Origin of the sequence: Streptomyces sp. NPDC007346, assembly GCF_040703535.1 — a bacterium.
Taxonomy (GTDB): Bacteria; Actinomycetota; Actinomycetes; order Streptomycetales; family Streptomycetaceae; genus Streptomyces.
In genome coordinates, this window is record NZ_JBEYKR010000010.1 from 57,065 (window position 1) to 80,939 (window position 23,875).

A 23,875-nucleotide genomic window follows, 5' to 3' on the forward strand; every position below is an offset into this window, starting at 1 on the left:
GTGGCTGAACTACGGGACGGACCTACAGGACGGAACTACGGGACTGAGCACTCAGCAGCCTCCCGCGCCGGTCAGCATCCGGACGTAAAGTCGGCAGGTATCGGCGCATCACTGCCCTCGGGGGGCCCATGACGGAGGATCACGTCACGATCGACGCCACCGACCGGCGGATCGTTCACGCGCTCCAGGTCGACGGACGGGCTTCGTTCAGCCGCATCGCGGCGGTGCTGGGCCTCGGCGAGCGCACGGTGGCCCGCCGCTACCAGCGGCTGCGCTCGCGACTCGCGCTCCGCGTCGTCGGCGTCTCCGACGCGCGGCGCTTCGGCCACCTCGACTGGTTCGTCCGGATCCGCTCGACGCCCGACGTGGTCGACGCGGTCGGCGCCGCGCTCGCCGGCCGCGAGGACACCTCCTGGATCGCCTCACTGTCCCCGGGCACGGAGCTGACGTGCATCGTCCAGGCCGGCCTGGCGGGCGCCGACGGCCCCGGCACCGTCTTCGACCAGCTCGGCCGCAGGAGCAACATCTCCTCCCTCACCGCGCAGTGCCTGCTGGCCCCCGTGGCCGGAGTCGGCGGCTGGGCCGGACGTCTCAACGAACTGACCGCGCAGGAGGAGACAGAACTGGCCCCGAAACCAACCGCGTTGACCGAGCACGACACCCACTTCGCACCGACCCCGCAGGACCGCCGCCTCCTGCGCCTGCTCGCCGAGGACGCCCGTACGAGCATCGCGGCCCTGGCGCACCTGACGGCCACGCCCGAGTCCACGGTACGGCGCCGGGTCAACGAGTTCGTCGAGAGCGGCCTGCTGCTGTTCGAGGTCGAGATCGACCCCCGGCTCTACGGCCGCACGGTCGAGGCGATCTGCTGGTTGGATGTCGAGCCGTCCCGGCTGACGACCGTCGGGAACCAGCTGGCAACCCACGGCGAGGTCGCCTTCGCCGCCACGACGACCGGCCCGACGAACGTACTCGCCATCCTGGAACTCACCAGCGCGGCAGCCATGCACGACTACCTGACGGGCCAACTGGGAGCGCTGGAAGGAATCCGCCACGTCGAGACCGCACTCACCGGCCGCCGAATCAAACGCGCCGGCCCACTCCTCGTACACCGCCGAACCACGTAACGGGCCCCGAACTCGCGCTCCCCGACCGGAAATCGCCGTCGAGCGTTGTCTCGTTCGCCGCCGCCGCCCTTGTCGTCCACTGCTCACGGCGTAGTCCACTGTTCACCGCCCCTACCGGCACGGGTGTGGCGGTGCCCTTCCCAGCAGCGTGGTCGAGCGGGGGCGCCACCCTCACCCTCGCGTGACCCAGCGCACATCGGCGAGGGCGATGACTCCGCGCCTTGCCGTCGGTCATATGGGCGACACCGTCGAAGCGAGGAAGGTCCGCCATGACCGACGCACTCACCCCACCCCGCCGCCGCGCCCCTTCTGTCTCCACGGGGTCGCGAAATGTCGCCACCGCGTCGCGATCGGCGGCCCGGTGGCCCGCAGTCGGCGGTGTGGTGGCGGGTCCGCTGTTCCTGGCGGCCGGGATCGTCCAGGGCTTCACGCGCGACGGCTTCCACTTCGCGCGGAACGCGATCAGCCAACTCGCCCTGGGTGAGGCGGGCTGGGTCCAGACGGCGAGTTTCGTGCTCACCGGTGCGCTGCTGATCGCTGGCGGGACCGGACTGCGGCGGGCGCTGCGCGGCGGCCCCGGCGGGACGTGGGGCCCGGCCATGGTCGGCGTGTTCGGCGTCTCCTTCTGGGCCGCGGCGGCTTTCCCGGCCGATGCCGGTGCGGGCTTTCCCGCCGGAGCGCCCGAGGCGACGGTGATGAGCGGGCACGGGGCCGCCCACATGGCCGCCGGAATGATCGGCTATCTCGCCCTGTGCGCCGCGTTCGTCGTGCTGACCCGCCCGCTCACCGCCCGGGGCCTGCGGGGCTGGGCCGCCGCGTCCCGCGTCGTGACCGTGGCCGTCCTCGCGGGTTTCATGGCCTCGGCCGCCTCGGTCCTGGCGTTCACCGCCGGCGCCGGCCTCGGCCTGCTGTGGCTGAGCGCGGTGACGGCCCGGCTGGCAGCCGCCCCGGCCGACCGTTAGCCGACTGCCGCTCCTGCGTACACCCCTGGGCGGGCAAGGGAACTCCGCTGGGCACGGACGGGGCAGGGATGGGGCACGAACAGCGGAGACCGGGCGCCACGGTTACCTCACGCCGAGCAGCTCTCCGTAGAGGATTACGGCTGCTGCACCCGCTACACCGCGCCAGTCAGTCTGGGAGGCAGGGGGCGAGGAACGAACGTGGCGAACCCCTGGGCACCCCTGGGCCACCCCGCTCACCAGTTCTCGTAGTCCTCGATCAGGCGGGCCACGAGTTGGTGGAGGGCCGCTGCCCTGAGCGGGTCCTCCCGCTGTCCGCGCAGGGCCTGCTCGGTCGTACGGAGTCGGCGCCAGGCGTCCGGTTCCCTGTCCATCACCTCGTCGACCAGGGGCCGGGTGATCAGCGCCAGGCACTCGGCCAGCCGCAGCCTGGTGGCCTGAGCGGGCGGAGCGGGGTCAGAAGCGGCGTACCCGGTCGTCAGGTAGCGGCGTACCCGGTCGTCAGGTACCGGACAGGGTCGGTCAGACTCCAGCCGACGACCGACCCGTCCTGGACCAGGAGCGCCAGGCCGGGGGCGATACCGATCCGGGCATCCAGCGGGACGTCACGAACCGAGAGATCCCGCAGGCAGGTCAGTTCCGTCGCTTCGGGGCCGCAGCCGACGAGCGCGAGACCGCTACAGCCCGAAGCTGCGCTGCGGGGCTCGGACGGACCGGGCTCCGCAGCGCAGCAGTTGGTGTGACGGTCAGGTGGGACGGCCGGGAAGTGGCGGCCGGGTCAGAACTGGAGGGACCAGGATCAGAACTGGAGGGACCAGGAGTTGATGTAGCCCGTGTCGTTGGTCCAGTTGTCGGTGACGCGCAGCTTCCAGACGCCGTTGGCGGGCTTGCTGGAGGCGTTGACCGTGAACGTGCCCTGGACGTGGTCGGCGCTGTCGTTGGGGTTGAAGTTCTTCAGGAGGCCCACGCCGCCGCCCGGGGTGAGCAGTTCGACCTTGAGGTCACCGCGGAAGGTGTGGCGGATGTCGACGGTGACCGACAGGTTGGCGGGAGCGTTGCCGGGGATGCCGGTGACCGTGATGGGCGATTCGACGGTGGAGTGGTCGCGAATCTGGTACTGGCTGGTGTTCTGGAACTTCTTGTCGGTGGGCGGCGGGTCGGTGGGGTCCTCGCCACCGCCGGTACCGGTGAACAGCAGACGGTTCGGGGAGCCGGTGCGGGCGTCGGTGACCTTGTTGGGCGTGGCGTCGGCGACGAGCTTGTCGCGGACCTGGGCCGGGGTCAGCGACGGGTTGGCGGCCAGGAGCAACGCGGCGGCGCCGGCCGTGTGCGGGGACGCCATGGAGGTGCCGCTCATCGACTGGGAGGCGGTGTCGCCGGAGTTGGACGTCGAGATGATGTTGTCGCCGGGGGCGAAGATGTTCAGGCAGGTGCCGTAGTTGGAGGCCTGGCCGTTGTTCCAGCCGGTGGCACGGGCGTCCGAGCTGTTGGTGGCGCCGACCGTGATGGCCGAGGGGGTGGAGGAGGGGGAGTACTGGCAGGAGTCGGCGTTGTCGTTGCCGGCCGCGACGACCCAGGTGATCCCGGAGGCGACGGAGTTGCTGACCGCGTCGTTGATGGTCTGGTTCCTGCCGCCCCCGACGCTCATGTTGACCACGGCGGGCTTCTTGGCGTTCTTGGTGACCCAGTCGATGCCGCGGAGCACCGGGCCCAGGTGCTGCCGGACGTGCCCTGACAGTTCAGCACGCGGACGCTGACGATCTTGGCGCCCTTGGCGACGCCGTAGGAGCTGCCGGCGACGGTTCCGGCGACGTGGGTGCCGTGACCGTGGCAGTCGGAGGCGTTGGAGTCGTTGTCGATGAAGTCGTAGCCACTGACGGCACGGCCACCGAAGTCGCGGTGGCTCAGGCGTACTCCGGAGTCCACGATGTAGGTGGTGACGTTGGCGGCGTCGGTGGGGTAGGTGTAGCTCCTGTCCAGCGGCAGGTTGCGCTGGTCGATGCGGTCCAGGCCGTAGGAGGGCGGGTTGGGCTGGGTGCCGAGGGCGTAGGCCACTCCGTCGGCCTCCACCCGGGCCACCGACGGATCGGCGGCCAGTTCCTTCGCCTTCTGCTCGCTCATCTTCACCGAGAAGCCGCGCAGGGCGGTGGCGTAGGTGCTCTTCACCTGGCCCGAGTGGCGCTTGGACAGGGACTTCGCGACGGAGGGTATCTCCGTGCGGGCCACCGAGTCCTTGAGCGTGACGATGTAGGAGCCTTCGACCGCGTCGGGGCGGTCCGCGCCGAGAATGCGGCCTTCGCCGCCGGCCGGCGGTACGGGCGCGGCCGTGGCCCCGGCGGTCGAGGCGGCACCGACGAGCAGGGCGGCACTGGCGCCGACGGCGAGCAGTCTTCGCAAGGTGCGAGCTGGGAGTTCCACAGTTTCTCCTCTTGATGTGGCACAGGCCCTGTCGGGCCTGATGGGGGGGACCGCTCGGCATCGGGCACCATGGGAAGCGCCTGGTGACCGGTGGTCGGGCCAGCGGTCGCTGGTTGCACCTGATGGGATGTGCCGTGCGGGAGGCCCTCACCCCTTTTCCGCACGGCACCGCAAGGTCACGCCGGGCGGTGGTACTGCGACAACCGCCAGCCCTAATTGGCGGAAATGACGAGCCAAATCCTCGCGTCCGCTGCTCGACGTGGTCCGGCCACCCAGAGTTTGGGTCGTTCACGTAGGGCCCGGCAATACGTAGCCCTACCTAAAGGAATTGGGTGCGTTGCTGACAGCGTGAATTGGGATGCCGACCGCCCCCGCGTCACGACCTGGTGGGGGCGTGCTCGCGACCTCCCCCGGCCCGCTGGGGCCGGCGCTGATCCTGGTGCCTGCTGCAGAAACGAGGCCCCCACGCCAGGCACGTCGGCGCTGCGTCCCGCGCCCGACGGAGCTGCCCACCGGCCGACCTGGGGGCGACACCGAAATCGACGTACGGTGTCTTCTCCGTCGCGCCGGCCGTACCGCAGACAGCTCAAGTGGCATTTCCAGCGCCCGCTTTCCCCTTCTCCATTTTCGCGGTCCGTGGGAGAATGCGGACGGAATCGCCGTTTACGATGCCGCCGTTCCGTGCCGACCATACGGTGGGCGCGAGCGGTGCTCGTCGACATTCTCTTTTCGGACCGGGACGCCGAAGCGTGAAAGGGCAGCAGACGATGGCGTGGTGGCTGCTGTTGTTCCTGTCCCGTCCTGTTCTGGCCTGGCCTGGCCTGGCCGTGATGGTCAGCCGGGACCTGGACCGGTGCTCGGTGAACCGCCGACGGAAGCCACGCCTGACGTAGTCGCTCACGGCAGCCGGGAGTTCCAGTCGCCGCCCGCCGAGCCCACCCGGAGCCCCATGGCGCGAGCAACGGGGCGGCGACGCGGCTTTCGACGCAGTCCCTTTCGCACCGGCCGGCGACGGTGTCCGTGTCCAGCGGTTCGAAGGAGCCGCCGCTGCTGAACACGTGGCGGCTGTCCTTGAGCGCGTAGGCGTCGTCGACGGCGCTCGCGTAACCCTCGGTCCGGCCGCGAGTGGTGGGGCCATCGACGGCAGGCGTCGCTCAGTCGGAGTGGGCCGGTGGTGTCGGTCTCGTGCAACTCGGGGCCGCCCAGGACTCGGCGGGCTAGTGGCAGCCGCGATCAGCTCCTTGGCGCCCAACGAGGCGCTGGCCACCGATGATCCCCTCAAGGCCATGTGGCTTCTCGGGATCACCGAGCGGACCGCCATGCGCTGTGTCGGCGCCTCCAGCCCGGAGCGCACCGCGAAACTTCTTGGCCAGCAGGCCCGTTCCGGGCCCGATGAGGCAGCTGAAGGCCCGTGGCGGTGCAGCAGTGGGTCCGGCATCATCCCCATGTGATGGTGATGCAACCCGTTCTGGAGATCTCCGCAGCCGACGACTTCGCGCTGTGGCCGGTTGGCGAGCACCCGCCATATGGCTACCTCGCGCTGAACGGGGAGCTGACTCCGGCGGAGGTCGGCACGGCGGTTATGCGTATCGCCGAGGGCAACGGCATCGAGCCGGACGAGGAACACGGGCCGTGCCCGACCGACCCGCTCGGCACGTTCCTGCACGGGCTGCTCACCCAGCCTGATCTGTTCGCCGCCGGAGGGTTCCGGGTGACCGACAACACCACCGCCACCGTCTTCGTCGAGCCGGGCTCCTGCAACGGCCTGGAGACCTGGCGGGACTGGCTGGAGGTGCTCGACGGCACCGGCTTCGCCTCCTTCGGCCACGATCCGTCCTCGGCGGCCGAACGCGTAGACGACATTGTCCGGCTGACGCTCGACGCCCATGGGACGGACGGCAGCCCGGTGACCGAGCTGTCGGTAGACCAGGTACGCAGGCTCGTCGCGGGCGCCCAGCAGGATGTGCAGGACTTCCTCAGCCTTGCCGGAAGCTGGGCTGAACAACACCTGCCGGCACACGCTGCCGCCCTCACGGCCGCCCTGGAACGGGCATTGGACCTGGCGCCGACACCGTGACCAGTTTCCTGACCCACCGGGCGCACGTGCACGACGTTCGTCTTCCCGTCCGCCGCCGGCACAGTGCGCTGCGGACCTGCATCACCCTCTTTGCTCCGTACGGCTTCCGGGCGACGTACCACCACCTCACGCTCAGCGCCGCGATCCCCCGGCGGCTGGAGACGGACCCGGAGGCGCTGGTGCGGGCGGTGGAGGAACTGCACGAGGCGCGGGTGCTGTGGCTCGCGCGGGCGGAGGAGTACGCCGCGCAACGCCGGGCGGAGAAGCGGGCCGGGCGAAGGGCTGTGGTGAACCCGCGACCGTGGTGGCTGCGGAACTGGTGGGAGGGCCCGAACCGCGCCTGGTACGAAGACCCGTTCCGCCATCCGTCGCTGCGGCTGCCTGAGTACGTCCGGCGACAGAACGCGATTCTGGACGGCGCAGATCTCCCCGGCTGCCCCGCCTGCGGGGACGAGGGACCGCTGGAGTCGAACGCGACCGGGCACGGCTGGGTGGAGCTGTGCCGTGGGTGCGCGTGGGTGCTGGCGCCCTGTCCGTGCGGGCAGCGGCACCGGTTCGTCCCGGAGACCCCGTACAACTGGAACCGGATCTGGCAGCGGGCGCACATGGGCGACGACGGCATGCCGAACCCACATTGGCCTGCGAGCTGACCAGTTGGACGAGGCACGGGGACCTTAAGCGTGGCCGATCAGCGGAGTGGCGCGCGCTCTGCGGACCGTTGCCCACCGCGCAGGTGATCGTTGCCCAGCGCTCTTCGTGGCGAGGAGACATTCGCGGACGCTGCCGAGAGGGCGCAGGCCGGTCACCACACGTCGACGGACCAGACGCCGCCCCTCTGATGCCCGTCCGGTTTTGGGACGCTTGACCCGCACGAGTCAGGGGCGGCGACAACGTGGATGCGGGCGACGGACGCGGATACGCGGTAGCAGTCCATGCCACTCGACGTGTTGTGCTTGTCGAGTTCGACATTGTGGCCCAGGGCCGGGACGGCGGCCTGCAGTCCCTTTAAAGAGGCTCTGGGCGCGAATTCCCCGTACTCCCGCGAGAGCGGAGATGGCACGGTGTTCGGGGACCGGTAGGACAGCAGCCGTCGGATCTTCACGCCGAAGCCGAGACACGGCATCCGCCCTTTCCAGGGGGAGTGCTCGGGGTGGGCCGGAGCGTCAGAAAGGGATGATGTGGACCTGGTGGCCGCAGAGTTTGGTCATGTCGTCGCTGTCGTCGCTGTCGTCGCTGTCGTCGCTGTCGTCGCTGTCGGAGGTCAGGAGGGCGACGGGTTGGGAGCCGGAGGCGTTTTCCGTGAGCTTGCGCAGCTCCGCGACCTGATCGCTGGGAAGTGTGACGGTGATGTGATTTGTTTAGGACATTGGTCGGAGGGTTTCAGCCGGGCGCATCGGAGAAGGGTTGGGTAGTCTCCCCCCAAGTGAATGTGAACTGATCTTCCGAAATCTCATGCGTGACGGTAGCGCCTGAACTTTCGATATCAAACCGCTCATGAAGCCACCCATCCATGGCCAACGCTGCTGCCTCTGACTGATAGTCACTCAGGGGATAATCGAGTGAAGATGTGCGGATAAGAATCCCATCGGGCAGAATTTTGCTCAAGGCGTGTGCATTGATGGAAACCCCGAACGCCAGCCAGGCGGCGTCCTTCCAGTGCATCCCGGATTCGGGTAGGCCGAGCCAGATATTTTTGTAGATCTGCATACTGTGCGGCGGGATCCCACCTTCGAGCGTAGTGGCTTCTGCCCGTAGGTTAACCGCGATCCCACCTGCTGGGCCTCGGAAGCGGAACTTGAATACTTCGGTCATGATGCCCTTCAGTCGCCGAAATTGAGAAGATCGAATATTCGCCTGTGGAAGTAGTGCTCGTCGCCCATCCCTGTGTGGCCTCGGATATAGTCGAAGTCGTGAGGCTTTCCGTCTCCGTACAGGCGACTGTACCGTTCCATGAACGCCTCTGCCTCAGCAGGAGACATCTCCACGACGTCGGCTTTATGTAGCGATGAAAAATCTGAGTCGGATATTCTGAATCTCAGAACTTCGACATCGGCTCCACGGCTGCGGAGCCGTTCCGCGTAGCGAGCTGCCTCCTCCGCTGACCCCCATGAGTAGACGCCCTCTCCGTATTGTCCACGAATGTCTTCTGTCGGCCAGGGGGTTCCGTCTCCTCGCAGGCGAGTCGCGTTGGCGGCATCCTGGACGGAGTAGAACTCGTGATACTCGGGAGCGAGTCCGAGTGGGTCCGCCCAGGTGTGGGGGTTGTGGACATAGGTGGAGGGATTGGGAGCGGGAGTCAGTCCCAGAGGGTCCGGGGTGAGGTAGCGGGCGGTCTCGGGATCATAGTGACGGTGGTGGTTGTAATGGAGGCCGGTCTCGGGATCGAAGTACTGCCCCGGGAACCGTAGCGGCGTGTAGGTGGTGCTGCCCATCGCCCAGGCTGTCGTACCCCACAAGGCCGCCCGACTGTTCCAGGCAAGGACGCCCGCCTCGTCGACGAGTTCGGTGGGACTGCCCACAAGGTCGGTGGCGATGGCGAAGAAGCGTTCGTCGATCGCCTCCTGGGAGGCCTTCGCGTCCAGGAGACGTTCCGTCTGTGCCAAAGGGCGGGTGCCCTGATGGTCCCAGGTCAGGGTGACAGTGTGGGGCAGATCGGCCGAGTCGGTGGACTGTTCGCAGAGTGTGGTGCCGTCCCAGGTGAAACGGGTCTCCTCCAGCACCGTCTCACCGTCCCGGGCGAGACGCTGCTTCGCTGTGCGGCGCCCCAAGGGGTCGTACCGGTAGCGCCAGCGGCTGCCGTCGGGCGTGACGGTGGAGACCAAGCGGTTCTCCGCGTCCCATTCGTAACGCCAGGTGTCGGGTTTCCGGGAGAGCCGGGCTATCTGGCGTAGGACGATGCGCCCGGCTGCGTCGTGTTCGTAGCGCACCTTGCCGGCCTTGATGAGGGCCGTGCCTGTGTACTCGCGCGCGCCGACCGCCTCGCTGCCAGGGTGGAACGAGGGCCAGGAGGCTGAGGTCTGGTTACCCGCGGCGTCGTATGCGTACGTCTCGGACCAGTTGGCGGCGGTGACTTCGGTGACTCGGCCCACCTCGTCGAGGCCGAAGCGGTGAGAGCCGCGCAAGGCGTCGTCCATCGCCGCAAGATGACCATCGGCCCGGTAGCTGTAGGAGCGGCGGTTCACCACGTGGTCGCCCGCCAGCAGGTGCTGCACGGACAGGCGGCCCGCCTCGTCCCAGGCCGAGGTCAGGGTGACCGTGTCGCCGAAGGCGCGCTGGACCTCGCGGCCGATGGCGTTGTAGGCGAAGACGACACGGTGGTTCCCGCTGTTCAGACCGGTGAGGCGTCCGGCCGGGTCGTACTCGCGGGTGGTGCGCTGCCCGGTGGGAGTGATCCGACGGGTACGGCGGCCCAAGGCGTCGTGCGTGAAGGTGAGCGCCCGGCCGTCGGCCAGTTCCGTCTTGACGTGCCCCCCGCGCCCGTACTGGTACATCAGGTCGCCGTCCGGCCCGGAAGCCTCCGCCAGACGTCCGGCTCGGTCATAGGTGTATGTGGTGACCCGGCCCGCAACGTCTTTCCCCACCACCCGGCCGAGCGAGTCGTGCGTGTAGGTGATGGTCTCGCCGAGCGGATTGGTGCGCGCGCCGATCTGTCCAGCGGAGTTCCGGTGGTAGATGTGGACACGACCGTCGAAGTCCGACTCGGAGACGAGTCGCCCGGCATCGTCGTGGGTGTACGACCAGGTCAGGCCCTGCGGATTGGTGACCTGGGTCAGACGCAGCTCCGCGTCGTGGGTGAACTCGTAGCGGGCGCCGTCCGGGCCCGTACGTGCCGTAAGCAGGTCGAAGTGGGTGTATTCGAAACGGGTGATACCGCCGACCGGGTCGGTGTGGGTGAGGCGGTTTCCTTCACCGTCGTAGGTCCAGGTCTCCGTCGTGCCGTCGGGATCAGTGCGTTGCGCGAGATGGCCGTCGGCAGACCATGTGAAGACGGTGACCGCCCCTGCCGGGTTCGTCACGCGCACGGTGCGGCCGAGGGAGTCCCGCTCGTGGCGGGTCACCCCACCGAGGGGGTCGGTGACCTCCAGTGGGAGCCCGGCCGGGTCGCAGCTCACCTTGGTGACATGCCCCAGCGGGTCGCTGACCGAGACGAGGCGGCCCTGTGCGTCGAAGCCGTAGCGAGTGCTCTGCCCGGCGGGGTCGGTCACAGCGATGCGATTGCCTCGGTCGTCGAACTCCTGCTCCCAGCGAGCGCCGTCGGGCCCGGTGAACCGGTTGGGTAGACCGTACTGGTTGCGGTCCGTGCGCTGTTCGCTGCCGTCGGGACGGGTGATCGAGGTGAGCCTGCCCATCGTGTCGTAGGCGAAGGCGGTGGTGTGCCCGGCTGGGTCGGTACGGGTCAGCTGATGGCCCGAGACATCGTAAGAATGGTGTGTGGTACGGCCCAACGGATCGGTAGTGGCCAGGATGCGGCATGCACCGTCGATCAGGTGCTTCGTGCTGCGCCCCTCGGCCGTGGTCAACGTGGTGAGCCGTCGACCGGTGGAGGGATCGGGCTCGCCATGGGTGAGAGTGAGCTGGAAGTGGCCAGCCTCACCTCCTCCAGCGACCACCCGGTTCTGGTCGTCGTAGACGTACGCGTAGCGCGAGCCGTTGGAGTCGGTCCAGGAAGTGACCCGGCGGCGGTCATCGTAGGTGTACGTGAGTGACGCGCCCGACGGCTTGGTGACGGCGACGAGGTTGCCGTCCGCGTAGCCGTACCCCATGAGGCGCTTCGGCGCGTCACCGTCGACGTGGTCGCTCGCCGTGCGGGGTGAACCGACGAGGTCGAGCGCGGTGACGAGGCCAGAGGCTGTCATGGTCCGGATCTGGTATCCCGCCGCATGGACGAGCGCCAGGGGAGTGCCGTCCTCGGTGCGGTCGATGGAGATGGTCTGCCCGTTCCGGTCGGTGATCTGGACGAGCCAGGCGGCACCGTCTCCACCGGGTTTGCATTTGGGCGGAGCCGCGAAGTGGCGTACGAGACCGGTTGAGGGGTCGGTGACGGTGTAGTCGCCGTCTACGTCGCGGTCCAGGGTGCCCCGCGTGGTCCCGGAGTCCGGCAGCGTGGGCAGCCCCGGTACGGGATGGGGATAGGTGATCAGCAGGCCGTCGTCGGTGACGTGGATGACACCGGCCGCGTCGATTTCCAGGCGTTCGTCGACGGTGGAGGACCACGAGGGGCCGAAGAACCGGCCGGCGGTGTAGCCCGATTCGACCCGGCGGGTGAAGGCCAGGGGCAGTAGGCCGGGGAGGACCACGTCGGTCTGGGGCAGGAGCATGCGGCCGGAGGCGAGGTCGACCGGGTCGGTGCCCTGGATGGTGCGAATGCCGTCGGGACGGTTGTGGGTTCCTTGGGGGGCGGCGCGCTCGAGTTTGCGTGCGTCGGAGGCGATGTCGGCGGCCTCCTTCACCACCCGGGCGCCCTTGACACCTGCCCCGGCGCCGCCGGTGGCAACCGTGAGGGCGGCGTCGGGGAGGAGCCGCCCGAAGCCTTCGGCGGGGTCCTTCATGAAGTCGTCGATCATCTGCTTGCCGGTGCCCCAGGGGTCGTTGGCGACCCGGACGAGCCCGGCGGCGGTGTTGTTGAGCGCGAGCCCGTATTCGGCGGGGTGGGTGATGTTGTACAGATCCATGGGGTTGACGCTGCGCGCGAAGGTCAGGATGCCTGCCGCGCCCTTGACGACGCCGCCCGCAAGGTGGGTCTTGATGACCTGGTACTCGGCAAGCCCGTCCATGGCCTGCTCGGCGTAGCGCGGCTTCTGAGGGGCGGTGTCCCGGGCCGCCGTCACCGCCTTGCGGGCGGTCTCGGCCGCCGTGTTGCGCTGCTTACGAGCCTCCGCGAGCAGCTCCTGCGCCTCCTCCATACGCGCCGTGCCCGGATCGCTGAAGGTGCCCGGCTTCGCCGGCAGGGTGGAGGGATCGCGTTCGTCGGCGGGTTTGGCGTTATAGACGTCGACAGCCTTGTTGTACGTGGTCGTCTTCTCGTTGTACGCGTCCCTGGCCTCCTCCGACGCCTTGGTCCCGGCCTTCCACTTGTCGATCGCGGTCTGCGCCTGCCCCTGGGCCCACTCGACGGTCCCGGCGAAGGAGTCGAGCGCGGCAGCCGCCTTCTCGAAGGCGTCGGCGGCCTTGAACCACTTCGGCGGCTCGACCGACACCGATGACCGGAAGGCGTCCGCCGCCTGCCCCTTGAGCGCGGAGGAGTCGACTCCCTTGAGCCCGCCGCCGACCTTGTCGAACGCGCCTTGGAGCTTACGGAGGTGGGTTGCGGTGGACCGGATCTCGGACGGGCTGCCGTAGATCAGCTTGGTCTTGTCCTCGGTCTGCCCGAGGTCCATCTCGTCGACCTCGGCGCCCATCCGGTTCGCCACGGACCGGGACTTCTCGCGGACCCAGTCCGCCCCGGACTCCCAGCCGGCATCCTCCAGCCGGTCGCCGGTCCAGTTCCCGGCGTCCTCGACGCGGTCACCGACCCACTCGACACCGTCCTCGACCACGTCCTCGATGACATCGGGCGTGAGGTCCCGGACGAAATCCCCGATTCCCATGGACTAGTTCCCCCCGCTTTGCTCCTGCTGTCGAGCCCGCGCCTCGGAGGAGGGGCCGAACATGTCGTCCACGGACCGATCGAACGCGTCCTGGTCCACGCCGAACATCTCGTTCAGCTGATCCGCCTGCCGGCCGCCGTTTCCCTCGGTGACGAGCGCCCGCCCGGTGTCTTTCCAGGTCTGTCCAGCCTCGTCGGCCGTGCGCTCGAACGACTCCCGGCTGTAGTCCGGACTCAGGTAGTCCGGGGTGAACACATCGCCCCAGTCCTGCTGGACGACCTCGTCCTCTGACGCATGCGGGTTCCCCACGCCCGCGTTCACAGCGATCTTCATCGTGCCCTCGACGTACTGGTCCTCCTCCCATACGATCCCCGCCGCCAGCCCCAGCTTCGCCGCGATCGCGTTGGCGTCCTGGACCAGCGCCCGGACGCCCCACTCCCACTGCTCGCAGAAGTCCTCGAAGTCCACCGACAACCCGTGGTGGCCGGCCTCCATGCCCGTCATGGACAACTCCGAGAGCCCCTTGCCGAGCACCGCCCCCGTACCGGTGCCGATCTCCTTCAACTCCGCCACGGCCTCCCGCAGCCCGGTGGTGATCTGCTGAACACTGACCGGACTGACGTTGAGGTCTTCCGCCCCGGTACCGCTCACCGAGCCTTCTCCCCGCCCGGCACATCCGCATCCACGGCGACGGCATCCGGCACGATCCCCACCACCGGCGGAAACAGCATCGACCCGTCCGGATCGGCCACGTTCACCGCGACCCCGGCCGGTACTCCCATGGCCGGAATGATTTCGTCCAGCAACCGCGCCCCCCGGAATGCGGCGTACTCCCATGTCCGCGAGGCGGCTCCGGCCCCCTCCACCACAGCCCGCTCCGCCGCGAACCGGGCCAACGCTCCCTCATCGGTGAACCCGCACAACCACCGCACCCCACTGAACTCCGCGGTCCACAGCCCGCCACGGTCGTACGGCACAAGCACCAACGTCCGCCGCAACTCACCCACTAGAGCCCGCGGATCACCGACCCCGGCCCTCCGCTCGCTTATCCGCTCCACCAGCGCTGCCCCGTCACCCACCGGAACCCTCCCCCGTGCCTGAGTGGTCGCTCTTCACTCCCACACACGCTAGGACACCACGCCCACCCGCAACCACGCGGTTCCAGCCGTCCCCACAGCCCCCACACCACGGACCGATGCCGCACACAAAGAAGGCCCCGGTCGGAGACCGGGGCCTTTCTGAAAAGAGCGGGTGACGAGAATCGAACTCGCGCTCTGAGCTTGGGAATCACCGGAGCTTGGACTGGTTCAGTCGCCCTGACCTGCATGTTTGACCGGTCCAGGGGAGTTCGGCGAGGTCTCTGGACGCCGTACTTGACCGCTGATGTCCGCCCCGAAGGGCATGGATGGGGCACGACGACCGAGGACGATCAGTCTCTGCGGCGAACCGCAACCTGTCACGCAGTGGGCATCGTGGGCGATCCAATCCCGTGCGGGGACTCAAGCTCGGGAAGTCGTTCCTCGATGTCGTCGGCCCAGGTCTGTGCCCGTTGACGCAGCCCGGCGATCTCCTCATCGTCGAGTTCGTAGGCGGCGAATTCCCTGTTATCGATCCAGTCGGCTCCGCCCAGCCGGGCTTGGCGCTCGCTGAGATCGAAGGAGTCCCGGCCATGGCGCCGCCGAGTTCTTCGAGTTCGACTGGGTTCGAGCGGCCTGTGGATGCCTGCATGTCGATCAAGATCCCTGGCCAGTCCGCGGTCGACCAGGGCGCGAAACTTCGTGCCCACTACGTCTTCGAGGGACAGCACCAAGCCGTACTCGGTGTGCACGGATGGCCGCCAGAGTGCCTCTTTGAGGATGTGGGCCTCGCATTCCTCATGGCTGGCGGGGTCGGTCACGATCAAGCGCGCGGATAGCGGGCCTGCCTCCAGAGCTTCTACGCTCCACCCGCGCTGCTCCAGTCTGGTATGCAAGACCGTGGCGATGTCCTCCATGCGATCTGGGTTCTCGGTCGCGACACTGAGGTCTGGCTGAGCCGGTCCACGAAGCCGTGTGCCTGGACCGCCGTAACCGCCGGTGAGCGCGAGGGGGTACGCGCCGCCCACAGCGAGCCCGTCTGTAAGCAAGCGGCTGTGCAGGCTGGTGAGGTTCACGCAGCGGTCCTTGCGCTGCCGCCCAGCTCGCCGAAAGCACTCTCCCAGACTTCACGGACATCTCGGCTGACCAGTGTGCGCAGTGTGGGCCACAGGCCGACGAGAAGGCCCCGATCGAGGTACTGGGCAAGTCATCGTGTCGGCCCTCGGCCAGGACGATGCGGTAGTAGTTCATCCGCAACCGGGGCTAGTCGAGTTGGTCCGCAGACAACGCTCCTGTGAGCAGCACGCGGGCCCGGACGACGGCTGCCCGGCCAGCTGCGAGGCTGCCAACTAAGAAGCCCCGGGCCAGTGGCCTGGGGCTTTTGCATGGAGCGGGTGACGAGAATCGGACTCGCGCTGTGAGGTTGGGAACTGGGTGCCCTTGGGTGCGTGTCAGCCTGAGCTGGAGAGCGGCGACTCAGGCTTTCGCTCTGTGCGGGTGCAACCAAGATGCGGTCGGGCCAGTAGATCGACTATCTGAGCCAAACGGCACACTTGAGTGGACGGCAATGCTAGCATCGCCGAATGACGCTGGAATCAGAGCTGGAAATTTACCGACAAAGAATTACGACAGATTCGTATCCGATGTCCATCAGTGAAATCTCGAACCTGTATCGCGATGACGAAATGGACATTCATCCGGAATTTCAGCGCATTTTCAGGTGGTCGAGTGCGCAGCGCACGAAATTGGTTGAGAGTATCCTACTGGGCATCCCGTTGCCCAGTATTTTTGTCGCGCAGAATGAGAGTGGAATCTGGGACGTTGTAGATGGCGTTCAAAGGCTATCTACAATCTTTCAGTTTATGGGAATTCTGCGTGACGATGGCGGCGCACTCGTGCCGCCTTTCGTGTGCGAGGCGGGTCCATTCCTTCAGAGCCTTGAAGGGATTTCATATGCAGACACGGCAGGTTCGGCGCGCTCTCTTTCGCGGGCCCAGCAGCTTGACTTCAAGAGGGCGCGGATTGATGTCAAGATCATCAAGCGAGAGAGTGACAACCGGGCCAAGTATGACCTTTTCCAGAGGCTCAATTCTTACGGAAGTGTTGCCACTCCGCAAGAGCTGAGGAATTGTCTACTTGTCAGCCTGAGTCGAACCCACTTTGCCTGGCTTCAGGACATCGCTTCGTCGGATTCCTTCATGCAGGTTCTGAATCTTCCGGATCGACTGATTCGTGAGCAGTATCATTTGGAACTTGCCCTGCGATTCATCACCCTCCGTAAGCTTCCCGAAGATCGAATTTCCCGAATCGGGAACATTGGGGAGTTTCTGTCCGCCGAAATCCTGCCATTCGTGGAAATGGGATACGTTGAATTGGGGGACGAGAAGGAAGCGTTTGACTCGTGTTTCAATATTCTCCTTTCTTCATTGGGTGGAGACGCGATGAGGAAGTGGAATCCGAAGGCTGGGCGCACAGAGGGTGCGTTCTCATCGACGGCATTTGAAGCCCTAGCCCTTGGTATTGGTCACTACGTACCAGATCGCACCTTCGGTGATGATGAGGTGCGGCAGGCTCGACAGGAGCTTTGGGCGGATAGCAACTTCGCGCCTGGGCATGCTACGGGGCAGCGAGCTGACCAGCGAATGAAGAGAACCATTCCCTATGGGCGTCAGCTCTTCTCGGTTTGATTGGGAGGGTTCATTGGATCCGTCACAGTTCATCGAGAAGATTGACCGGCAGTTGGCGCGGAGAAAAGTGGAGCTTTCCAACCTGCTGATTATGGTCACTGAGCAGAATCCGGATCCCAATAGGCTGAGCTGCGTCGCCCGATCTGCAGTGGTTCTAACTTATGCGCACTGGGAAGGCTTCGTTAAGCAAGGAAGCGCCGCCTATGTCAGTTTCATAAATGACGCCAATGTCAGAGTCGCTGACCTAAAATTCCCCTTCCAGGCGGCCTATGTTTCCTCGGCATTTAAGCGGGCGGTAAGCAGCACTAAGGCGCGATACCTTGGGGAGCTATTGCAAGAAATCGATGCGCGACGGTTGGAGATTTTTTCGGTTTCTCCCGATAAATGCATCGACGCTGAGAGTAATCTGTCGTCTACGGTATTCAGGGATATTGTTCATGGGATCGGTCTTGAGCATCTCCCCCTCTATGAAACCCGGAGCGCATTCATCGATCAGAGACTGGTCCGCGCGCGCAATCAAGTCGCGCATGGTGAACTGGTCGGTTTTGATTCCGTGGATGTAAAAGATCGGATCGTAGGGGCTCGTCTCCTTATTGGCGCCTATGCGACTCAGTTGAAGCAGGCTGCTACTGAAAATTACTATCTGAAGACCTGATTCGTGCTTAAAGTGGCCCGTCAGGTCGCCTGGGCGGATTCGGCTGGTCTTCTGCCCGTTTTGGGGTCGAGCATGGTCAGGGGTCGTACGCTGGCCGGCAATTCGGGCAGGGTGATCCCGCCCGGGATTTGAACGAGTGGCCCCCTGATTTTTATTGACGCGGGACTCGAACCGGGGATGTGGCTAGGCCGTGGAGCCGAGCGCCCAGCCACAACAGGTTTCTTCCCTAGTCTGGTGTTCGCTCCAGCCGAGCGACTGACGTAGCCGGGCCGGAGGCAGAAGCGCCGCGCCCCGGCGGCGAGCGGAGCGGGCCGCTGATGAAGTCGGGAAAGTTCTACCGCGCTGGGAGCAGGTGCTTGCAGCAGGTCGTGTGTCAGATGTGGCCGTCGATTTCGCTTACCGAGAGTGGTCGACGGCCACGTTCGGCGGCCGTCAGGCCGCCGCAGCGGCCTCGCGGCCCCTTCGTGTCCGGCGGTGGAGGACCTCGTCGAAGGTGGCGCGGGCGCCCGTGGGGTCGATGTAGTGCATGGCCAGGAGGGCGGCGATGACGGAGCCGACCAGGTCGTTCTGGACCTCGGACCAGGTGTGGTCGTCGTCGCAGGTGGTGAGGCCCTTCAGGCCGTGGAGGGCGTGCATGGCCTCGCTGGCTTCCTCGGCGACCTTGCCGACCTGGAGGGCCTTGAGTTCCTCGTCGGGTAGGTGGGCGCCGGCCGCTCGGCAGACGGCGGAGAGCTTCTCGATGTTTGCCCACAGAGTGTCCACGGCGGACCTCCGGTCGATGGGTTCGGCTATTCCTGTGCGGGTCGTCCGAGCTGGCGTACGGTCCATCCGGCCATGCGCCAAGCGTCGGCGTCGATGAGGTTGCGGAGGTCGACGAGGACCTGGTCCGCGACCAGTGGGGCGAGGGCCTTGGGGTCGGCCTCGCGGAAGTGGGGCCATTCGGTGGCCAGGACGATCAGCTCGGCTGCCGCGAGGGAGTCTTCGAGGTCTTCGCAGTAGTCGAGTTCGGGGTGGCGGCGCAGTGCTGTGGGCACGGCGTGCGGGTCGTGGACGGTGACGGTCGCGCCGCGCTGGTGCATGAGCGCTGCGATCGCCAGGGCCGGGGATTCCCGGACGTCGTCGGTTCCGGCCTTGAAGGAAGCGCCCCAGACGGTAATGCGTACGCCGTCGACGGGTCGGCCGAGCGTCTGCTCGATGAGCCTCAGCGCGGCGGTGGGTCGGGATTCGTTGACCTCCTCTGCCGCGCGCAGCATGGTCGCTGCCTCGGTGGCACCCAGGGTGCGGGCGGAGGCGGTGAAGGCGCGGACGTCCTTCGGCAGGCAGCCGCCGCCGTAGCCGGGGCCGGCGTTCAGGCCGCCGCGGCCGATGCGGGCGTCCAGGCCGATGGCCTCGGTGAGCTGCTGGACGTCGGCTCCGGCGGCGGTGCACATGTCGGCGACGCCGTTGATGAAGGAGATCTTCATGCCGAGGTAGGCGTTGGCGGCGCCCTTGATGAGTTCGGCGGTGGCGGGATCGGTCACGAACAGCGGGATGCCGTTGGCCAGGAGGGGTGCGTAGACCTTGCGTACCGCGTCCTCGGCGCGGGCCGAGGGGACGCCGACGACGATTCGGTCGGGTCGCAGGGTGTCATCGATGGCGTGGCCCTCGCGCAGGAACTCGGGGTTCCAGACGACCTCCACGTCCTCACCGGCCGGGGAGAGACGGGCGAGCAGAGCACCGAGGTCACGGGAGGTGCCGACGGTGACCGTGGACTTGCCGACGATGACGGTCGGGCGGGTCAGGTGCGGGGCGAGGGCGCGGGCGGCGCCGAAGACCTGTCCGGTGTCGTAGCTCCGGCCGTCCGCGTCGATCGGCGTGCCCACGGCGAGGAAGTGGATGTCGGCGAACTCGGCCGCCTCCGCGAGGCTGGTGGTGAACCGCAGGCGTCCAGTGGCGGTGTGGGCGCTGAGGAGTTCGGGCAGGCCGTCCTCGTAGATGGGGCACTCGCCGGCGTTGAGGCGGTCGATCTTCGCCTGGTCCAGGTCCACGCCAATGACCTCGTGGCCGATCTCGGCCATGGCAGCGGCGTGGGGGATGCCCAGGTGACCACAGCCGATGACGGATACGCGCATGGGGTCGACGCTCCTTTCCTTGTCCCTCGCCCGCCCAGGGGAGTCCGGGCCGACCGGGTGCGTCACGCTAGCGCCAACACCCGGCGCGACCCTCTTCGTGCAGGTGGATCAACCAGCGTGCTGTTTGAGCAGGTTGACGAGGGCGGGCAGTGCCTCGGCGGCGGTCGCCCGGCACACCAGGGCGCCGCCCTGGGGGCCTTCCAGCGGGTACGGCATGAACTGGCCGTCGCGCCAGAAGCCCTCCGGGTCCAGGTAGACGACCTGCATGCCGCGAGCGCGGGCGCGTGCCTGGACCTTGCGTCGGTCGGCGTGCAGGCCGACGACGAGGAGGGCCTTGGCGCCGTCCACCCGCTCGACGTCGGGTACGGCCTGGTCGTAGCGGCGCATGAAGCACTCGTCGAGCCCGGCGCGCGCCGCGAGCACGTCGAAGTTGTTGGTGATGACCGGGCCGACGAGGTGCCCGGCGTCCATCAGCTCCTTCAGCGCCCACATGGCCGGAGTCGGTTCGGCCAGGAAGCAGGCGCGGAACATCTCCACGAATTCCGCAGTCTTCTCCTCCGGCTCCGTCAGCACCTCGTGGAGGAGCGTGTCCGCGGTCGGGGAGAGAGTAAAGCGGTGTTCCCTCGGCTCGTGGCCCTGGCGGTCGGTCACTCGATAGATCTCATGGAGCCGGTGCAGGGGCGGGATGCCCGCCTCGACCGACGTACCACAGCCGATCTCCACCTGGAACGGCAGCAGGTCCGCGAGGACGGACAGGTCCGGGACGCGGGTCGGCGTACCGGGGCGGTCCTTGCACCTGATACCGGTGGAGAGGACGTTCCACGGCAGCTGTCGGACAGCGGGCGGCGGCGCGTAGGACACCGAGGCGATCTGCACGTCCAGGCTCCGGTAGCCGACGGGGAGGGTACGGCCCGCCGCCGCTTCCTGGGGGTGGGCGTCGTGCTCGGTGATCCGGCACTTCAGATCCCGGCGTGTCCATAAGAATCCACCGGGAGCCTCCTTCCAGCCGCCGGTGGCCAGCGAGTCCCGCAAGGCGTCGTGGTGCGCGTCGATCTCATCCGCTGGAGCGGTAGCGGAGTGGTAGAGGTACAGGTCGGTCAGGCCGATGGCCGGCGCGGCGGTGGTGGGGACCAGACCGTACCGGTAGCGGTAGTGGATGATCCGCCGCCGGGCGTCGTCGGCAGCCGTCCAGCCGCTCTGTTCGGCCGTGGCCTTCTCCTGCGTACGGCGCCAGATGCCTTCCTCGATGTAGCGGGGTCGGTCGGCGTCGCCAAAGTAGGTCTTCCAGACCTGCTGTTGGTCGGGGGTGAGCTGGTCGATGACGATGTACGGGATGTCCATGATCTCTCCCTGGAGAATCACGCCTGGATGTTCCGGGTGCATGGCAGGCTTTGTTGGCCGGGAAGGTGGGGTGAACGACCCGGACAGCGGAGCGGAGTCAGCGGTCGGAGGGCGGGCTCGCGTCCGTTGAGACGGCGGCGGGCTGGTGACCGAGGACGTTGAGGAGCGGGACGGCCTGCTCACGCAGTGCCCAGGCCGGTCCCACCAGGCCGGCGACCGCCAGAAGCGTGAGCGCGATGCCTCCGCTTTCGGGGCGTACGGAGCGCGGCGCGGCTTTTCGGGCGTGGCGTCGCCGAGGCCCGGTCACGGGGTGCCGCCGAGGGCCCGTCCGTGTGCGTCGACGAGGCGGCTGGTCTGCTGGTGCAGCCACTCCAGCTCGACAGAGGTGAGGATGAGCGCGCCATCGAGGGTCGAGCCGTCATCCAAGTGGAACTCGATGGGAACCGATCCCTGCCTGGCCCGCGCGTCGTAGACCGCGTCCCGTCCGGCCGAGAGCGTGGCGTGGGTGGCCCTCACCGGCACGGGGCTGAGCGTCGTCCCGTCAGCGGGCGCGGACCACGGGGCCCCCGCCCCCGGGCGGACGTAGGCGGTACGTCGTAGCGGAGCCCTCACCGGGGAGAGCGACAGCGACCACGACCCCGACACGGCCATCGCGAGCGCCGTCCGTGGCGAGGTCGCCGAGCCGTGGAACGAACGGTGCTGCCGTACCTAACTCGGCTCCCTGCGAGGGAAGACGAGAAGGACGTCGTCGCGTCATGCCCCGAAGTTGAGGACAGGACGGGCCTCGAATATGAGCCGGAGGCTCAAAGGGGCTACCAGGAGAAGGGCTCTGCCGAGGGTGTCCGGTCATCTTCCAGGCAATGGCCTCACGGTGCCCCAGTGTTCCTCGAAGTGTGAGCAGCACTTACCAGCCGCGTGCCCGCCATTCGGCGAGTGAAGGCCGTTCCGTGCCGAGTGTTGTGTCCCGGCCGTGTCCCGGGTAAACCCACGTCTCGTCGGGCAAATTGTTGAAGATCTTTTCCTCGACATCCTTGAAGAGGGAGGCGAATGCGTCGGTGTCACCGAAGGTGTTTCCCAACCCGCCAGGAAACAGTGAGTCACCGGTGAAGAGGTGTGGATGACCGTCCGGGTCGTCGTACAGCAGCGCAACGCTCCCCGGGGTGTGGCCGGTCAGTCGTATTACCCTCAACTCGAATGCACCACAGGTTACGATGTCGCCGTCGTGCAACGGAACGTCAGTGGGCACAGCGATACCTGGTACATCAGGCTCGCCGGCGAAAGCCATGGCGCCTGTGGCCTCAACTACTGCTGCAAGGGCATGCTCCCAGTGGTCCCAATGCTGATGAGTGGTCACGACAGCTTCCAAGCGACGATCGCAGAAGTCGAGTAAGACTTCCGGTTCATTCGCTGCGTCGATCATCAACTGTTGCCCGGTCGAATGGCACTGCAGTAGATAACAGTTGTTGTCGCCACGTCCTACGGAGACCTTCCTGATGGTTAGTCTGGAGAGCTTGCGAACCCCTGGGGCTACACCTGTGTATGCTGTCATGTTTTCATCGTAGATGATCAGATGAGTGGGTCCGGTGTGACTTAAATGGAATGGCTCATTTCTGGCGTACGACTGATTCAGCATCATGAGGGGTCGTGAGTGCTGATCTGCGCCCGGATGGCTTCTGACGGATTAGGGGAACTGGTGCCCCGACGGCGCGGCTTCTCGTCCGCCTGCTTCGCGGGCGGAGGAACCGAGGATGTCCCGCAGGATCAGGGTCGCCCGATGCCGCAGCGGCGTGCGCTATAACGCGGCGACGAAGGCCAGTCGCAACGATTTACCCGCCGTTTCCACGTCGGGGTCATCGCCAGGGCAGAGCTCGATCCACAGGGCGGTGTCGGTTGGAGCCCCGGTGGTGTGGCGCTGCCAGGCACCCTGAGAGGTCCTTTGGCAGTACCCGCCACGTGACGGAGGCGAGGGCGTTCGGGGCAGACATTGGTGTGATGCGATGCACCCACGACCAGGGCCCGCGACCACCTCATCTGAGCGGGCGCAGGGCGGGGACCCAGCTGCCGGCGACGCCGAACGGTGAGAGTTCCGGCGAACATCATTGCGACCTGCTTGAACTGTGCGACAACAAGCGTCCTTGACGGCTGATCCCCGGCGTGTGCCGCCGACAGCGGACGCTCTTCATCACCGACGCGGACGTGGCACTGCCCCTGGAGGCGGTCGCCGCCGCTGCTGCTGCCGCCAAGGACGCGGGGCAAGTCGGCGGCGCCATCCCACCGCTCTACACGCCCGAACGCCTCGGCGCCCGCGTGCTGTGCGCGTACTGGGACCACATCCGCACCCGGCGCGGGGATAGCCCAGGGAGTCGACCAGTTCTGCACCTCCGACGCCTTCCACCACGTCGGCGGATACCGGGACGACCTGCTCATGAGCGAGGACGTGGAGTTCTTCGCCGGCCTCGCCGCCCACGGGCAGGCCACCGGCCGGCCGGTCACGATGCGCCGCTACGTCCAGTGATCGAGCCTCCGGAGGCTCTGGTGGCAGAACCCTGTGACCGCCGGCCTGCGCCTCCGGTCGCCCCGCATGTGGCGCGGCGCAAGAGGGCCGCACGCCGCGCATTCGAGACACGATCTGATGCCCCGTTACGGCGCCTATGGCACGCGAATGGCACGCGAGCCCTGAGAGGTCTAGACAATAGAAGCCCCAGGTCGCTGACCTGGGGCTTCGAAGAAGAGCGGGTGACGAGAATCGAACTCGCGCTCTGAGCTTGGGAAGCTCATGTTCTACCATTAAACTACACCCGCGAAGCATGCCGATCATCGGCGCTGCATCGTCACAC

17 protein-coding genes, 1 tRNA gene and 2 pseudogenes are annotated in these 23,875 nt (G+C 67.0%); 6 read left to right on the forward strand and 14 right to left on the reverse strand.

Translation table 11 applies throughout. The features are described 5' to 3' along the window. The first annotated feature begins 128 nt into the window (after positions 1–128). Positions 129–1,127 carry an AsnC family transcriptional regulator gene (locus AB0917_RS05520; RefSeq protein WP_366818153.1) on the forward strand — a complete coding sequence of 333 codons (999 nt, stop codon included), beginning with the start codon at positions 129–131 and terminating at the stop codon, positions 1,125–1,127. A 269-nt stretch (positions 1,128–1,396) separates the two neighbouring features. Beyond that, positions 1,397–2,089 carry a DUF998 domain-containing protein gene (locus AB0917_RS05525; RefSeq protein ID WP_366818154.1) on the forward strand — a complete coding sequence of 231 codons (693 nt, stop codon included), beginning with the start codon at positions 1,397–1,399 and terminating at the stop codon, positions 2,087–2,089. A 233-nt stretch (positions 2,090–2,322) separates the two neighbouring features. On the opposite strand, the gene AB0917_RS05530 is transcribed toward AB0917_RS05525, so the two are convergent. Continuing rightward, the gene (locus AB0917_RS05530) at positions 2,323–2,460 is read right to left on the reverse strand and encodes a hypothetical protein (protein ID WP_366818155.1); all 138 of its coding nucleotides are present in this window, start codon (positions 2,458–2,460) and stop codon (positions 2,323–2,325) included. A 425-nt stretch (positions 2,461–2,885) separates the two neighbouring features. Continuing rightward, a pseudogene (locus AB0917_RS05535) lies at positions 2,886–4,504 on the reverse strand (S8 family serine peptidase). Between the two features lie 1,411 nt (positions 4,505–5,915). Between AB0917_RS05535 and AB0917_RS05540 the strand changes: the two are divergent. Further along, positions 5,916–6,581 carry a hypothetical protein gene (locus tag AB0917_RS05540; RefSeq protein WP_366818156.1) on the forward strand — a complete coding sequence of 222 codons (666 nt, stop codon included), beginning with the start codon at positions 5,916–5,918 and terminating at the stop codon, positions 6,579–6,581. Further along, the gene (locus AB0917_RS05545; RefSeq protein ID WP_366818157.1) at positions 6,578–7,231 is read left to right on the forward strand and encodes a hypothetical protein; all 654 of its coding nucleotides are present in this window, start codon (positions 6,578–6,580) and stop codon (positions 7,229–7,231) included. The genes AB0917_RS05540 and AB0917_RS05545 overlap by 4 nt, the downstream gene beginning before the upstream one ends. Positions 7,232–7,961: 730 nt before the next feature. Here the strand turns inward: AB0917_RS05545 and AB0917_RS05550 are convergent. From AB0917_RS05550 to AB0917_RS05575, 6 genes and pseudogenes are all read right to left on the reverse strand, one after another. Beyond that, positions 7,962–8,393, reverse strand: coding sequence for a hypothetical protein (locus AB0917_RS05550; RefSeq protein ID WP_366818158.1), 432 nt, complete (start codon positions 8,391–8,393; stop codon positions 7,962–7,964). Positions 8,394–8,401: 8 nt separating this feature from the next. Then, complete coding sequence (locus AB0917_RS05555; RefSeq protein ID WP_366818159.1) at positions 8,402–13,168, reverse strand: putative T7SS-secreted protein; 4,767 nt, start codon at positions 13,166–13,168, stop codon at positions 8,402–8,404. A gap of 3 nt (positions 13,169–13,171) precedes the next feature. Further along, positions 13,172–13,819, reverse strand: coding sequence for a hypothetical protein (locus tag AB0917_RS05560; RefSeq protein WP_366818160.1), 648 nt, complete (start codon positions 13,817–13,819; stop codon positions 13,172–13,174). Continuing rightward, the gene (locus tag AB0917_RS05565; RefSeq protein ID WP_366818161.1) at positions 13,816–14,247 is read right to left on the reverse strand and encodes a hypothetical protein; all 432 of its coding nucleotides are present in this window, start codon (positions 14,245–14,247) and stop codon (positions 13,816–13,818) included. The genes AB0917_RS05560 and AB0917_RS05565 overlap by 4 nt, the downstream gene beginning before the upstream one ends. Positions 14,248–14,624: 377 nt before the next feature. Further along, positions 14,625–15,320 carry a hypothetical protein gene (locus AB0917_RS05570; RefSeq protein WP_366818162.1) on the reverse strand — a complete coding sequence of 232 codons (696 nt, stop codon included), beginning with the start codon at positions 15,318–15,320 and terminating at the stop codon, positions 14,625–14,627. Beyond that, positions 15,317–15,516, reverse strand: a pseudogene (locus AB0917_RS05575) (transcriptional regulator); the annotation flags it as partial. The gene AB0917_RS05570 and the pseudogene AB0917_RS05575, both read right to left, overlap by 4 nt. A 311-nt stretch (positions 15,517–15,827) precedes the next feature. On the opposite strand from AB0917_RS05575, the gene AB0917_RS05580 reads away from it, so the two are divergent. After that, complete coding sequence (locus AB0917_RS05580; RefSeq protein ID WP_366818163.1) at positions 15,828–16,931, forward strand: DUF262 domain-containing protein; 1,104 nt, start codon at positions 15,828–15,830, stop codon at positions 16,929–16,931. After that, a complete protein-coding gene (locus tag AB0917_RS05585; protein WP_366818164.1) occupies positions 16,906–17,586 on the forward strand; it encodes an MAE_28990/MAE_18760 family HEPN-like nuclease in 681 nt (226 codons plus the stop codon). The genes AB0917_RS05580 and AB0917_RS05585 overlap by 26 nt, the downstream gene beginning before the upstream one ends. Positions 17,587–18,018: 432 nt before the next feature. Here AB0917_RS05585 and AB0917_RS05590 read toward each other — a convergent pair whose 3' ends face one another. The 6 genes from AB0917_RS05590 to AB0917_RS05615 form a co-directional block, all read right to left on the reverse strand. Then, positions 18,019–18,348 (reverse strand): MazG-like family protein, encoded by a 330-nt coding sequence (locus AB0917_RS05590; RefSeq protein WP_366818165.1) that lies wholly within the window; start codon positions 18,346–18,348, stop codon positions 18,019–18,021. Between the two features lie 26 nt (positions 18,349–18,374). Then, positions 18,375–19,697: a UDP-glucose/GDP-mannose dehydrogenase family protein gene (locus tag AB0917_RS05595; protein WP_366818166.1), complete on the reverse strand. Its 1,323-nt coding sequence runs from the start codon at positions 19,695–19,697 to the stop codon at positions 18,375–18,377. A gap of 108 nt (positions 19,698–19,805) precedes the next feature. Further along, positions 19,806–21,038 (reverse strand): hypothetical protein, encoded by a 1,233-nt coding sequence (locus AB0917_RS05600; protein WP_366818180.1) that lies wholly within the window; start codon positions 21,036–21,038, stop codon positions 19,806–19,808. 303 nt (positions 21,039–21,341) lie between these two features. Then, complete coding sequence (locus tag AB0917_RS05605; RefSeq protein ID WP_031125441.1) at positions 21,342–21,560, reverse strand: hypothetical protein; 219 nt, start codon at positions 21,558–21,560, stop codon at positions 21,342–21,344. A gap of 382 nt (positions 21,561–21,942) precedes the next feature. Next, positions 21,943–22,587, reverse strand: coding sequence for an MBL fold metallo-hydrolase (locus tag AB0917_RS05610; protein WP_366818167.1), 645 nt, complete (start codon positions 22,585–22,587; stop codon positions 21,943–21,945). 1,182 nt (positions 22,588–23,769) lie between these two features. Continuing rightward, a tRNA-Gly gene (locus AB0917_RS05615) sits at positions 23,770–23,840 on the reverse strand. Positions 23,841–23,875 lie beyond the last annotated feature (35 nt).